Origin of the sequence: Streptomyces yaizuensis (assembly GCF_034961445.1) — a bacterium.
GTDB lineage: Bacteria > Actinomycetota > Actinomycetes > Streptomycetales > Streptomycetaceae > Streptomyces > Streptomyces yaizuensis.
Map to the genome: position 1 here is coordinate 443,907 of NZ_BSBI01000005.1, position 12,897 is coordinate 456,803.

At 73.5% G+C, this 12,897-nt stretch carries 12 protein-coding genes; 7 read left to right on the plus strand and 5 right to left on the minus strand.

Going from position 1 to position 12,897, the window contains the following annotated elements; genetic code table 11:
* Positions 1-76 precede the first annotated feature (76 nt).
* Positions 77-1,336, minus strand: a complete 1,260-nt coding sequence (locus SYYSPA8_RS15575) for an elongation factor Tu (protein WP_323447753.1) — start codon at positions 1,334-1,336, stop codon at positions 77-79.
* 426 nt (positions 1,337-1,762) lie between these two features.
* Here SYYSPA8_RS15575 and SYYSPA8_RS15580 point away from each other — a divergent pair, with 426 nt between their 5' ends.
* The 6 genes from SYYSPA8_RS15580 to lnt all read left to right on the plus strand — a co-directional run bounded on the left by SYYSPA8_RS15580 (position 1,763) and on the right by lnt (position 7,938).
* Positions 1,763-2,470, plus strand: coding sequence for a TVP38/TMEM64 family protein (locus SYYSPA8_RS15580; protein WP_323447754.1), 708 nt, complete (start codon positions 1,763-1,765; stop codon positions 2,468-2,470).
* Positions 2,471-2,753: 283 nt separating this feature from the next.
* Positions 2,754-3,644: an undecaprenyl-diphosphate phosphatase gene (locus SYYSPA8_RS15585; protein WP_323447815.1), complete on the plus strand. Its 891-nt coding sequence runs from the start codon at positions 2,754-2,756 to the stop codon at positions 3,642-3,644.
* A 383-nt stretch (positions 3,645-4,027) separates the two neighbouring features.
* Positions 4,028-4,177, plus strand: a complete 150-nt coding sequence (locus SYYSPA8_RS15590; protein WP_407706009.1) for a hypothetical protein — start codon at positions 4,028-4,030, stop codon at positions 4,175-4,177.
* 155 nt (positions 4,178-4,332) lie between these two features.
* Positions 4,333-5,538 carry a methyltransferase gene (locus tag SYYSPA8_RS15595; RefSeq protein ID WP_323447756.1) on the plus strand — a complete coding sequence of 402 codons (1,206 nt, stop codon included), beginning with the start codon at positions 4,333-4,335 and terminating at the stop codon, positions 5,536-5,538.
* 70 nt (positions 5,539-5,608) lie between these two features.
* Positions 5,609-6,049, plus strand: a complete 441-nt coding sequence (locus SYYSPA8_RS15600) for a nuclear transport factor 2 family protein (protein ID WP_323447757.1) — start codon at positions 5,609-5,611, stop codon at positions 6,047-6,049.
* Between the two features lie 317 nt (positions 6,050-6,366).
* On the plus strand, positions 6,367-7,938 hold the full coding sequence (gene lnt, locus SYYSPA8_RS15605) for an apolipoprotein N-acyltransferase (protein WP_323447758.1): 1,572 nt from the start codon (positions 6,367-6,369) through the stop codon (positions 7,936-7,938).
* On the opposite strand, the gene SYYSPA8_RS15610 is transcribed toward lnt, so the two are convergent.
* Positions 7,877-8,788, minus strand: a complete 912-nt coding sequence (locus SYYSPA8_RS15610) for a Gfo/Idh/MocA family protein (protein ID WP_323447759.1) — start codon at positions 8,786-8,788, stop codon at positions 7,877-7,879. The genes lnt and SYYSPA8_RS15610 overlap by 62 nt on opposite strands.
* 324 nt (positions 8,789-9,112) lie before the next feature.
* On the opposite strand from SYYSPA8_RS15610, the gene SYYSPA8_RS15615 reads away from it, so the two are divergent.
* Positions 9,113-9,607 (plus strand): hypothetical protein, encoded by a 495-nt coding sequence (locus SYYSPA8_RS15615; protein WP_323447760.1) that lies wholly within the window; start codon positions 9,113-9,115, stop codon positions 9,605-9,607.
* A 54-nt stretch (positions 9,608-9,661) separates the two neighbouring features.
* Here SYYSPA8_RS15615 and SYYSPA8_RS15620 read toward each other — a convergent pair whose 3' ends face one another.
* The 3 genes from SYYSPA8_RS15620 to SYYSPA8_RS15630 form a co-directional block, all read right to left on the minus strand.
* The gene (locus tag SYYSPA8_RS15620; RefSeq protein ID WP_323447761.1) at positions 9,662-10,153 is read right to left on the minus strand and encodes a hypothetical protein; all 492 of its coding nucleotides are present in this window, start codon (positions 10,151-10,153) and stop codon (positions 9,662-9,664) included.
* 273 nt (positions 10,154-10,426) lie between these two features.
* Positions 10,427-11,122, minus strand: coding sequence for a uracil-DNA glycosylase (locus SYYSPA8_RS15625; RefSeq protein ID WP_323447762.1), 696 nt, complete (start codon positions 11,120-11,122; stop codon positions 10,427-10,429).
* A gap of 110 nt (positions 11,123-11,232) precedes the next feature.
* A complete protein-coding gene (locus SYYSPA8_RS15630) occupies positions 11,233-12,810 on the minus strand; it encodes an ABC transporter substrate-binding protein (protein ID WP_323447763.1) in 1,578 nt (525 codons plus the stop codon).
* Positions 12,811-12,897 lie beyond the last annotated feature (87 nt).

The following is a 12,897-nucleotide window of genomic DNA, read 5'->3' on the forward strand; positions in this document are numbered from 1 at the left end:
GGTCTCCCACAGCATCTCGGCCACAGAATCTCGGCCACAGCGTTTCGGCCACAGCGTTTCGGTCACAGCACCTCGGTCACAGCACTTCGGTCACCGTGCCCGCGCCGATGGTGCGGCCGCCCTCGCGGACGGCGAACCCCAGCCCCGGTTCGAGGAGGGTGGGACGGACCAGCCGTACGGTCATGGCGACCGTGGTGCCGGGCCACGCGGGTTCCGGGCCGCCCAGGTCGACGCTGCCGGTGAGGGCGGCGGTCCGCAGATGGAACTGCGGCCGGTAACCGCCGGCCACCGGGGTACTGCGGCCACCCTCCCCGGCGGTCAGCAGCCGGACGCGCGCGGTGAAGGCGTGCCGTGCGGCGGGGCCGTCGGGCGCGGCGAGGATCTGGCCGCGCCGGACGGCCTCCCGGGGCACGCTGTCCAGCAGCACGGCGACGCGGTCCCCGGCGCGGGCGTGTTCCAGACGGCGGCCGAAACTCTCCACCCCGGCGACGGCGCAGACCTGCGGGCCGTCACCGTAGCCGAGGCCCCGGCCACCGCCGGCGAGGGCCACGCTGTCGCCGATCCGCAGTGAGCCGCGTTCGACGGTGCCGGTGACGACGGTGCCCCGGCCGGGGACGGTGAAGGCGTGCGCCACCGGCAGCAGCAGCGGCGCCCCGGGCGAGCGCACGGGTACCGGCACATAGGTCTCCACCGCGTCGAGCAGCGCCTCGACGGACGCGGTCCAGCGCGGCAGGCCCGCCAGTGCCCCGACGGCGCCGACCCGGACGACGGGGGCGCTGTCACCCCCGTACCCCTGTGCGGTCAGGAGGGTACGGACGTCCTGGTCGACCTGGTCGGCGCGTTCGTCGTCGCAGGTCTCGGCCTTGGTGAGGGCGACGACGAGATGGTCGACGCCCACTTGCCGGGCGAGCAGGACGTGTTCGGCGGTCTGCGCCAGCACGCCGTCGGGCGCGGAGACGACGAGGATCGCGCCGTCGAGCCCCGCCGCGCCGGCGACCGTCGTCCTGATGCGGTCGACGTGGCCGGGCATGTCGACATGGGCGTAGTGGCGGGTGTCGGTCTCGTACTCCACGTGTCCGAGATGGACGGTGATTCCGCGCGCCAGCTCCTCGGGGGCGCGATCGAGGCGGTCGAAGGGGACGAAGGGCGTGGCGGCGGCGAAGGCGCCACCGGCCCGCGCGTTGAGGACCTTGGTGATGGCGGCGGTCAGAGTGGTCTTGCCGTGGCCGGTGTGACCCAGGGTGCCGATATTGAGATGCGGCTTGACCGGGGTCCGCGCAGCGGGCGAGGTGTACGGGCTGTTGGGGGTGTGCGGGATGTGCGGGGTCGTCGGCATGGCTGTTCCTCGGAAGCTCGGCGCGCAACGGGAGGCGCGCGGGGAGAGGCCCCCGAGGGCGGGCCGACCCTCCCCATCGGGGGCCCGGCGGACGATCCGGGAAGGGTCAGCGTGAGACGCCGCCGAGGGGCGGCACCACGGCGGCGCGAACGGCGCGGGCCGGGGGCGGGAAGAGGGGGAGGACAGGCCAGGGCTCCGGTGCCACCGTTCGGGGCACTGCGGGAAGGGCCTGCCGGAACATGCTCCGATCATGGCTCCGGCGCCCCGTACCCGTCGAGTGGTTTTCGCCTCCCCGCGAACCGCCCCGCGAACCGCCTCCCGGGCCACCTCCCGGGCCGCCGCACGAACGATCGCGCGAACGGTCGCGACAGGCGGATGAGGTGACCATTACGGCGATCACATCCGGTCGTCGGTTAATCTCCCCGGATGTTCGAGCCCGCCCCCAGACCGTCCTCAGCACTCGCCGTCCGCTGCGGCCGGGTGCTGCTCTCGCCGTGGTCGCGGCTGTCGCTGCTGCTTCTGCTCCTGGCCGCCGCCAGCACCCTGGTGCTGCTGTACGAGCCACAGCGGCTGCTCGCGGACGGCTGGCCGTCCGCGCGGCTGAGCGGCGCGGCGGCTGTGGTGCTGTTCGCCGTGGCCTACGGGGCGTGCACCGCGGCGTTCGTCCCCCGGCCGATCCTCAATCTGGCGGCGGGGGCCCTCTTCGGCACGCAGGCCGGTCTGGTCGCGGCGGTGACCGGGACGGTGCTGGGCGCGGGTCTCGCCTTCACCCTGGGGCGGGTGCTGGGGCAGGACGCGCTCCGCCCGCTGCTGCGCGGGAAGGTGCTGACGACGGTCGACACCCAGCTGAGCGAACACGGTTTCCGTTCCATGATCGCGGTACGGCTCTTCCCCGGGATCCCGTTCGCCGCGGCCAACTACTGCGCCGCCGTCTCCCGTATGGGGTACACGCCCTTTCTGCTGGCGACGGCGCTGGGGACGATCCCCAACACGGCGGCGTACGTGGTGGCGGGGGCCCGGGCCGGCTCGCCCACGTCCCCGGCGTTCCTCGCGGCGATGGGGTTCATCGTGGTGACCGGCCTGATCGCGGCGGCCGTCGCCTGGCGCAAGCGGCGGGCGCTGGCGCGGGGCTGACGGCCCGGCAGGGCGCGCGGGACGCGCAGGACCCGCCGGGCCGGCCTCGGACACACGCCCCTCACGGCTGCCGGCGGATCCGACCACGCCGGTGACCCCCGACGGCACGCCGGAGCGGGGCGGTCGCGGAAGCCGCCCCGTACAGCGCATCTCGGCGCACGCGCCGCCTTTACGCCACTTTTCGTTCACTTCCGGACGCTACGCTCAGGCCGCACCGGCGCACAGCACGGGCTCCACGGACGCGCCGTTCGGAAATGACCTCATCTGGGTGGCGCGCTTCTCCATGTCGTGGTTCGAATCCCTCATCCTGGGCCTCGTCCAGGGGCTGACCGAGTTCCTGCCGATCTCCTCCAGCGCGCATCTGCGGCTCACCGCCGCTTTCGCGGGCTGGGAGGACCCCGGGGCGGCCTTCACGGCGATCACCCAGATCGGCACCGAGACGGCTGTTCTCATCTATTTCCGCGAGGACATCGTCCGGATCCTCTCCGCCTGGTTCCGCTCCCTCACCGACCGGCGGATGCGTCATGACCACGACGCCCAGATGGGCTGGCTGGTCATCATCGGCTCGATCCCGATCGGTGTGCTCGGCGTGACCCTCAAGGACCAGATCGAGGGCCCGTTCCGCGATCTGCGGCTGATCGCGACCACCCTGATCGTCATGGGTGTCGTCCTCGGCATCGCCGACCGGCTCGCGGCGCGCGACGAATCGGGCGGCCGGCACCGGGCGGTGAAGCAGCGCAAGACCCTGCGGGAGCTGACCGTACGGGACGGCCTCATCTACGGCTGCTGCCAGGCGATGGCGCTCATCCCGGGGGTCTCCCGCTCCGGCGCCACGATCAGCGGCGGTCTGCTGATGGGCTACACCCGGGAGGCGGCGGCGCGTTACTCCTTCCTGCTCGCCATCCCGGCGGTCCTGGCGTCGGGGGTGTACGAACTCAAGGACGCGGGCGAGGGACATGTCTCCTGGGGGCCCACGATCTTCGCCACCGTGGTGGCCTTCGTCGTGGGATACGCCGTCATCGCCTGGTTCATGAAGTTCATCACCACCAAGAGCTTCATGCCCTTCGTCATCTACCGCATCCTGCTGGGGATTCTGCTGTTCGTGCTGGTCGGTACGGATGTACTGAGCCCGCACGCGGGCGAGTCGGGGGATTCGGGCGGCGCGGCCGACTGATCCCCCCGCGGTCGGCGCGGCCGACCGGCCCCACCCGGACGGGGGCGAGGGCGGGGGCGGGGGCGGCCTGCGGAAGGGCTGTTGCGAACGTGACGGTCGCGATGCAGCAAAGCTCCGAAGGGTTCCCTTCCGGCCGGTGAGCGATGCCACAGGGCCCATGCCATGAGGTTCATCACTACGCCGGGCGCACGACCTGGCGCGGTCCGGCGCACCCGGCCGGAATTCGCCCTGTTCCCGCTGGTCGGAATGGTCCGGAGGGGCGGAAACCGGCCGTGGCCGATGCCTGTCGCCTTCGGTTGTGGGGGAGACGGCGCACGGCACGAGGCCGTAATCTGTTCGGCATGTCCCCCCTTCCCCGCGAGTCAGAGACTGCTTTGTCCGCCTTGTCAGCTGCCGAGCTGAACGCTCGTATCCGCGAGCTGTGGGCCGACGGCCAGCTGCCCGAGGAACGGCGTGGTGAGTACGAGGCGCTCGTCCTGAAGTGGGCGGCGGCCGCGCTGGAGCGCGTCGAGAGCGTCGAACCCGCCGCCTGAGCCGAGCCCCGGCCGCCCTCCCCCGGCCCGCCGGTCCGGTGCGTCGCACACGCGAAGAGATCCGTCGCACCTGCGAAGAGCAGGGAGCCCGGCAGCACCGCGCCGGGCTCTCCGGGGAGAGCCGGCCACGCCCGCTGGGCTAGCCTGGCTGCACGATGAACCGTTTGAGCACGCCCTTCGGCAACTTCGCACTCGCCCGCTTCCCCGAGGACCCCCAGGACCCCCTGCGCGCCTGGGACGCGGCCGACGAGTATCTGCTGCGACAGCTCGCCGAGGCCGATGTCGACCTCTCCGGGAGCCTGGTCGTCCTCGGTGACCGCTGGGGGGCGCTGACGACGGCGCTCGCGCCGCACCGCCCCGTACAGATCACCGACTCCTTCCTCGGCCGGGAGGCGACCCTCGCCAATCTCGCCCGCAACGGCCGGACCGCCGCCGACGACGGGGAGCGGCTGCTGACCGTCCGGGACGCCCCGCCGGAGCGGATCGACGTCCTGCTGGTGCGGGTGCCCAAGAGCCTGGCGCTCCTGGAGGACCAGCTGCACCGGCTCGTACCCGCGATCCACGCGGGCACGGTGGTCATCGGCACCGGCATGGTGAGCGAGATCCACACCTCCACGCTGCGGCTCTTCGAGCGGATCATCGGCCCGACCAGGACGTCGCTGGCGGTACGGAAGGCCCGGCTGATCTCCTGCACCCCCGATCCGGGACTCAGGCCGGGGTCGAACCCGTGGCCGCTGCGGTACGACCTGCCCGGCGACACCGGGGTGCTCGCGGGGCGGACGGTGACCAACCACGCCGGCATCTTCTGCGCCGACCGCCTCGACATCGGCACCCGGATCTTCCTGGGCAGCCTGCCCCGGGGTGGCGGGGACGCCCGCCGGGTGGTGGACCTGGGCTGCGGCAACGGCGTCGTCGGCACGGCCGTCGCGCTGGCCGACCCCCGTGCCTCGGTGACGTTCATCGACGAGTCGTTCTCGGCGGTGGCCTCGGCCGAGGCCACCTACCGGACGAACGTCACCGACGGCGCCCCGGCCGACTTCGTGGTCGGGGACGGGATGGACCCGGTGCCGGACGCCTCGGTGGACCTGGTGCTCAGCAATCCGCCGTTCCACTCCCACCGGGCGACCACGGACACCACCGCCCGCCGGATGTTCGCCGGGGCCCGCCGCGCGCTGCGGCCGGGGGGCGAGCTGTGGGTCGTCGGCAACCGCCACCTGGGGTACCACGTACGGCTGCGCCGGCTCTTCGGGAACGCGGAGGTCGTGACCAGCGACCCCAAGTTCGTGGTGCTGCGGGCCGTCAAGGGACCGGGCACGCCCGGGCGCGCCGGCCGCGCCGGAGCCGGGGCGCAGCGGGGCTGAACCGGGCCCGCGCTCCGGCGCGGTGTGCGCGGCTCTTGGCCAGGGGCCCGCTCTGACCGACACTGAGCCGATGACACAGCGCACGGATCTCGCGACGATGATGGACAGGGTGGCCATCGATGAGCTGGTCACCGAGTACGCGGCCGCCGTGGACGACGCGGACTGGGCCGGGTTCCGGGCCCTGTTCACGCCGGACGCCCGGCTCGACTACAGCGGTGCGGGCGGCATCGACGACACCGTGGAACGGGCCGCCGAATGGGTGGAGCTGGCCCTGAGCCACTTTCCCGTACGGCAGCATCTGATTGTCAATCGGCGGTTGCGCCTGAAGGATCTGGGCGGCTATGCCGGTGACACCGCCGAGGTACGGGCGGACTACATCATTCCGATGCAGGTCGAAGAGGGCACCATGGTCGTCACCGGCGGGCGGTACACCTTCGGGGCGGTCCGCACGGACGCCGGCTGGCGGCTCGGCTCCCTGGTGGTGGCGGAGAAGTGGCGCCGGGCGGCCTGACCGAAGCCCAGACCGGATCCCTGACCAGACCCCTGGCCGAATCCCTGGCCGAATCCCTGGCCGAATCCCTGGCCGAAGGATTACCGGCCGGATAGCCCGGCGGCGGCGCGGACCCGGGCCGGTCCGGGCGATCCAAAGGCCGGCCGACCCGGAGACCGGCCGATGCGGGGTCCGACCGGTCCGGGGTACGACCGATCCCGAGTGCGGCCCATCCCGAGTGCGACCGGTCCCGAGACCCCGGTGGCCGTGTTGTTGCGGCACCCCGGCCCGGCCACACTGGAGGGAACCGTTCCGGAGGGGGACGAGGAGGCCCGGTCGTGCGGTTCGCGAGCGGCGGCGCGGAAGCAAAGGCGTCCGGCGGGCGGGCCGTCGCCGCGCTCGCCGCCGGCGCGCTGCCCGCGCTCGCCTTCCCCGAGCCGTCCCTGTGGTGGCTGGCGTACGTGGCCCTGGTGCCCTGGCTGCTCCTGCTGCGGACCGCTCCCACCGCCCGCCGGGCCGCCTTCGAGGGCTGGCTCGGCGGCCTGGGCTTCGTCGTCGCCGTGCACCACTGGCTGATACCCAGCCTCCATGTCTTCACGGTGCTCCTCGGGGCGCTCCTCGGTCTGGCCTGGGCGCCCTGGGGGTGGCTGGTCCGCGCGCTGCTGCGGCGGCCCGGCACCGGACAGGCGCTCGCCGCCCTCGCCGCCGTCCCCTCCGGGTGGCTGCTGATCGAGCTGCTCCGTTCCTGGGAGGGCCTGGGCGGCCCCTGGGGGCTGCTGGGCGCGAGCCAGTGGCAGGTCGCCCCGGCGCTGCGGCTCGCCTCGGTCGGCGGGGTGTGGCTGGTGAGCCTGCTGGTGGTGGCGGTGAACACGGCCATCACCGAGGTGATCGCGCTGCCCCGGACCCGTACGGCGGTACTCGCCGCGACGGCCTGCTGCGCGCTTCTCACCGGCACCCTCGCGGCGGCGGCCCCGCGCCCCGGGGAGACGGGCCGGGCCCGGATCGCCCTCGTCCAGCCCGGTGTCCTCGGCGGCCCCGACGGCGCCGAGCGGCGGTTCGACCGGGCCGAGGAGCTGACCAGGTCCCTCGCCGGGCGGGCTCCCGACCTGGTGGTGTGGGGCGAGAGCAGTGTGGGCGCGGATCTCGGCCGCCGCCCCGACCTGGCCCGGCGGCTCGCCGCGCTCTCCCGTCACGTCGGGGCGGAGCTGCTGGTCAACGTGGACGCCCGGCGCCCCGGCGACGGCGGGGGGATCTTCAAGAGCGCGGTGCTGGTGGGCCCCGGCGGGCCGACCGGGGACCGCTACGACAAGATGCGGCTGGTCCCCTTCGGCGAGTACGTGCCGGCCCGGTCGCTCCTCGGCTGGGCGACCTCCGTGGGCCGGGCGGCCGGCGAGGACCGGCTGCGCGGCGCCGGGCCGGTGGTGCTGACGCCGCCCGGCGGCGGTCCCCGGCTCGGGCCGCTGGTCTGCTTCGAGTCCGCGTTCCCCGACATGAGCCGGCGTCTGGTGCGCGACGGGGCGGAGCTGCTGGTCGTCCAGTCCGCGACCTCGACCTTCCAGGGGAGCTGGGCGCCCGGGCAGCACGCGTCCCTCGCGGCGCTGCGGGCCGCCGAGAGCGGCCGGCCCGTCGCGCACGCCACGCTCACCGGGGTGAGCGTGGTGCACCGCGCCGACGGCGTCCGCACCGGCCCGGCGCTGTCCACGGAGACCAGCGCGGCTGTGGTGTACGAGGTGGGGCTGACGCGGGGCACGACGGCCTACGTCCGCTTCGGCGACTGGCCGGTGGCCGGGGCGGCCGCTGTGCTGGCGGCGCTGGCCTGCGCGGCGGGCGTCCGCCGCGCGGGCCGGGTCAGGCGCGGCCCGTCTGCTCCTGGATCCGCAGCACGACGCGCTCGCACAGCTCGTGGGTGAGGAGGGCGTCCCGGGCGCTGAGGGGGGTGCCCGCGCGGACGGCGTCGAGGAAGGAGAGGACCGCCTGCTCGATGCCGCGCTGGCGGGGGACGGGGACCCAGTCGCCGCGCCGGCGGACGCTGGGCTGTCCCTTGTGGTCGACGATCTCGGCGATGTTGCGGACCTCGCGCTTGGTGTCCTGGCCGGAGACTTCGAGGATCTCCTCGGTGGAACCGCTCTTGCGGTTCATCACGCCGAGGGCGGTGAAGCCGTCGCCGGAGAGCTGGAGCACCACGTGGTGGACGAGTCCGTCGACCACCCGGGCCCGTACATCGGTGTGGTCGACCGTGCCGGGGACGAGGAAGCGCAGCGTGTCCACGACATGGATGAAGTCGTCGAGGACGAGGGAGCGCGCGTCCTCGGCGAGACCGACCCGGTTCTTCTGCATGAGGATCAGTTCGCGCGGGTGCTCGGCGCACTGGGCGTAGGCGGGCGCGAAGCGGCGGTTGAAGCCCACGGCGAGCGGGACACCGTGCTCCTCGGCGAGGCGGACAAGACGCTCGGATTCGGCGAGTTCGTAGGCGAGCGGCTTGTCGACATAGGTGGCGACACCGGCTTCGAGGAGCGTAGCCACGATCTCGGGGTGGACGGCGGTCGGGGCGTGCACGAGGGCGGCGTCGAGGCCCTGGGCGAGCAGGGACTCCAGGGTGGTGTGCCGCCGTTCGGCGGGTACGTGGTACGTCTCCCCGACCCTGTCGAGGGTGGCGGGCGTCCGGGTCTGGAGGTGCAGTTCGACGCCGGGGAGCGTCCCGAGCACCGGCAGATACGCCTTCTGCGCGATGTCCCCGAGCCCGATGCAGCCGACCTTCATCAGATGTCTCCCCTTCACCTCGCGCGCCCCTGCGGCGCCCGGTCAGCATACGGGCGGGCCGCAGGACGCCGGTCGGCGATCCCGTCACGGGCGACGCGACGGACAGCGGGGGCGGCGGGGAGCGGCAGGGAGCAGCAGCAGATGCGCATCCGGCCCGGCGAAGACCCAAAGACCCAAAGACCGAGGGGCCGGAGGACCGGATGGCCGAAAGGCCCGTCGGCAGGGCTGCCCGGTGACGCACACGGCTGACCGGGGGTCACCCGTGCGGGCCCTTGTGCGCCCATACGCCACCCCCGGGGCCTCCGAGGGGCCAGAGTGGCGGCTGTGGACCGTACGACTAGCACCGCGAGGGCCGTGCTCTCCCTGACCGTCTGGGCTCTGGCCGGGCTCGCCGCGTCCGGCTGCGTCACCGTCGAGCCGCCGCCCGCGCCGCCGGCCGGCGGCAGCCGTCCGGAGCCGACCGCCGACTCCCTGATCGTGCAGGGCCCCGCGCGGGAGGCGCTGCGGGCGGCGCCGGACGAGAGCGGCGGGACGCCGTCCCCCGCTCCCCCGCCCCCCGGCGGGCCGCCGCCGCCCCCGGGCCCGCCGCTGACGGCCGCCGCCGAACGGATCCGGCCCGCCGCACCCGTCACCACCGACGCCCCCGCGCCCGCGACGGCGTCCCTGCCGGCGCCCCGGCCGCGCCGGGCACCCACGCCGCCGCGTGTCGGCGTACCGCCGGACGTCTGCGGGCTGAGCGAGGTCTACGGGGGCTGGCGGCCGGAGAGCACCCAGAGCCAGATCTGCCGCCGGGTCTACGGAAGGATCACCGGCCGCTGACGCCACCGGCAGCCGTGCCCCGGGGCCGGCCCGGGGCCCCCGGGCCGGCCCGGCTCAGCCGTCCCCGAGCAGCCGTTCCAGCCGTTCGGTGGCGGTATGGAGATCGGGGCCGCAGCCGCCGTCCCCCAGGGCCGCCATCGCCTCCCGCGCCCGGTCGAGATGGATCCGCGCCGACGTGGGCCGCTGGAGCTTCACATAGTCGGCGGCGAGGCTGAGGTGGAGCGCCGGGTAGAAGGCGAGGACCGCCTGCCGGACCGGGGCCCGGTCCGCGCCGGCCTGGTCCGCGCCGGTCCGGTCGGCGCTGAGCCGGTCCGCCGCCGCGAGCGCGCGCAGGTCCCAGGCCAGCTCGTCGCCGGGATCGTCCTGGGTGTCGGCCAGATAGTGGGCCAGGGTGCAGCGGTGGAAGGCGTCCCCCGACGCCGCCAGCTCCGACCAGAGCGCGCCGAACCGGTTCCGTGCCTCCTCCCGGTCGCCCCCGTGCAACAGCATGACCGCCTGCCCGATCCGGGTCGGCACGGCGTCGTCCGACGCCTCCTGCTCCCTCATGCGGCCTCCCACGTCCCTGCGGCGAACGGCGACGACGATCCACCCGAGACGACGCTAACCGCAGCAGGCCCCGGCCGCAGCGGGGACGAACGGCACGGGCGCGGGCGGCCGGCCCCGGCCCGTGCTCCCCGCCCCGGACGCGCCCGGACGCCGGCCCCCACGGCCGACCGGCTCCCCGGGCCGGACGGACCGGGCGGCGGGTCCCGGTGGCGACCGGCCGGGTCCCCGGCGCCGAGGGGATCGGGTCCTCGGTAACGAAGGGAGGGGTCCGCGTCAGGAGGCGGACGCCCCCAGGTCGGGGATGCGCCAGTCGATGGGCTCGTGGCCCTGGGCCGCGACCGCCTCGTTGATCTGCGTGAAGGGCTTCGAGCCGAAGAACTTCTTCGCGGACAGCGGCGAGGGGTGCGCCCCCTTCACCACGACGTGGCGGCTCTCGTCGATCAGCGGCAGCTTCTTCTGCGCGTAGTTGCCCCAGAGGACGAAGACCGCCGGGTCGGGCCGCTCGGCCACCGCCCGGATCACGGCGTCGGTCACCTTCTCCCAGCCCTTGCCCTTGTGGGAATTGGCCTCACCGGCCCGGACCGTCAGCACCGCGTTCAGCAGCAGGACGCCCTGGCGGGCCCAGGGGAGCAGATAGCCGTTGTCCGGGACGGGGTGGCCCAGCTCGGCCTGCATCTCCTTGTAGATGTTCCGCAGGGACGGAGGGGTCTTCACGCCGGGCCGCACCGAGAAGCACAGACCATGCCCCTGGCCCTCGCCGTGATAGGGGTCCTGGCCCAGGATGAGCACCTTGACCTGGTCGTACGGCGTGGCATCCAGGGCGGCGAAGACCTCGTCGCGCGGCGGGTAGACCGGCCCCCGGGTCCGCTCCTCCTCGACGAATTCGGTCAGCTCCTTGAAATAGGGCTTCGCCAGCTCGTCGCCGAGGACGCCACGCCAGGACTCGGGCAGCAGGTCGGTGTCGGTCACGTCAAGAACCTCCGGAACGCGTTCAGTTACTGATCACAGAACCTACCCGGAGCCACTGACAACGGCCCCCGCCGCCCGTCCCGTGGACCGGCGCCGAGCGGCGCGGTGGGCTACCAGCTCGCCTTGCGGTACAGCTCCCACAGCTGCATGACCGTCTGCGGATCGAGGGCCCGCTCGCCGCCGCCGATCTCCTCCTTCACCGCGAGATACAGTTTGCCCTGCCAGAGCGGCAGCAGCCGCACATCCTTCGCGATGATCTCCTGGGCCCGCTCGAAGTCCCTGGTCACGGCCCCACGGTCGCTCTCCCGCCGGGAAGCGGGCAGCAGCTCCTCGGTGATCTCCGGGCTTTCGTAGGGGGTGGCGATCACATTGTTCTCGCCGACGAAGGGCGCGATGAAGTTGTCCGGGTCCGGGAAGTCGGGGAACCAGCCCCGCCCGAAGACGGGGTAGCTGCCGGACCGGAATCCGCGCTGGAACTCCCGCTCCGGCTTGCCCCGCACGACGACGTCGAACAGCCCGGACGCCTCCAGCTGCCGCTCCAGCTCGGCGAACTCCGCCTTGGTCGCCGAACCGTACCGGTCGGTCGTGTACCAGAGGTCCAGGTCCACCCGCTCGTCGATGCCCGCGTCCCGGAGGATCCTGCGCGCCTTGGTGACGCTCGGCTCGCCGTAGACGTCGAAGAACTCGGTGCTGTGCCCGGCGATGCCCTTGGGGATCATCGAGTACAGGGGCTCCGCCGTGCTGCGGTAGACGGCGGTGACCAGCTTGCCCCGGTCCACGAGCTGGGCGATCGCCCGTCGCACGGCGGGCTTGCGCGCCTGCGGGTCCTTGGAGTTGAAGACGAGGTAGCGGATGTCCGCGCCGACGGTCTCCACCAGCCGCAGCCCGTCGTTCCGGGTGCCCTGCCGCAGCTCCACCACGTCCGCCGCGCCGAGACCCCGGTAGGTGACGTCCAGCTGCTTGTCGTGGAGCGCCTTCACCATGGAGCCGGAGTCCGGGAAGTAGCGAATGGTGACGGCGTCGTTCCTGCGCTCGGCGAAGCCCCGGTAGGTCCCGTTCTTCTTCAGCTCGGCCTTCCGGCCCTTGGTGTACGAGTCGAGCACGTACGGCCCGGAGCCGGTCAGCCCGCCGTCGGTGCGCAGCTTGTCGGCGGGGTACTTCTTGGGCGGTACGAGCGACATGGCCGGGGTGGCGAGGACGAACGGGAAGGTCGCGTCGGCGGAGCGCAGCAGGAAGCGGACCGTGCGCTCGCCGTCGGCCTCGATCCGGTGGAGGGAGTTCAGCAGGCCCCGGGGGCCGCCCCGGTCGTTGATCGCGATGATGCGGTCCAGGGAGTGCTTGACGGCGACGGCGTCCAGTTTCTCCCCGTTCGAGAACTTCAGCCCCTCGCGCAGCTCGCACTGGTAGACCCGGTTCCCGGCGTCGGTGAAACGGCAGCTCTTCGCCGCGTCGGGTTCGGGGGTCGTGCTCCCGGTGGGGAAGCTCAGCAACGTCTGGAAGACATTCCGGTACAGCTCCCAGGAACCGTCCCAGGCCGCGGCGGGGTCGAGCGTGGTGGGCTCGCTCGTGGTGCCGACAACGATCTTCTTCTTCCCGCCCGACGCGTCATCGGAGAGCAGTCCGCACCCCGCCAGCAGGGATATGGACGCCAGGGCGGCAGAGGTCTGGAGACAGGTCCGGTAGAACACGTGCACGCTCCTCGTTCAGCCGTGGGTTGGCCGACCTTACCGCAGCGCTCCGGCGGGCCCGCCGACAGCCCCGGTGCCCTCATTCGA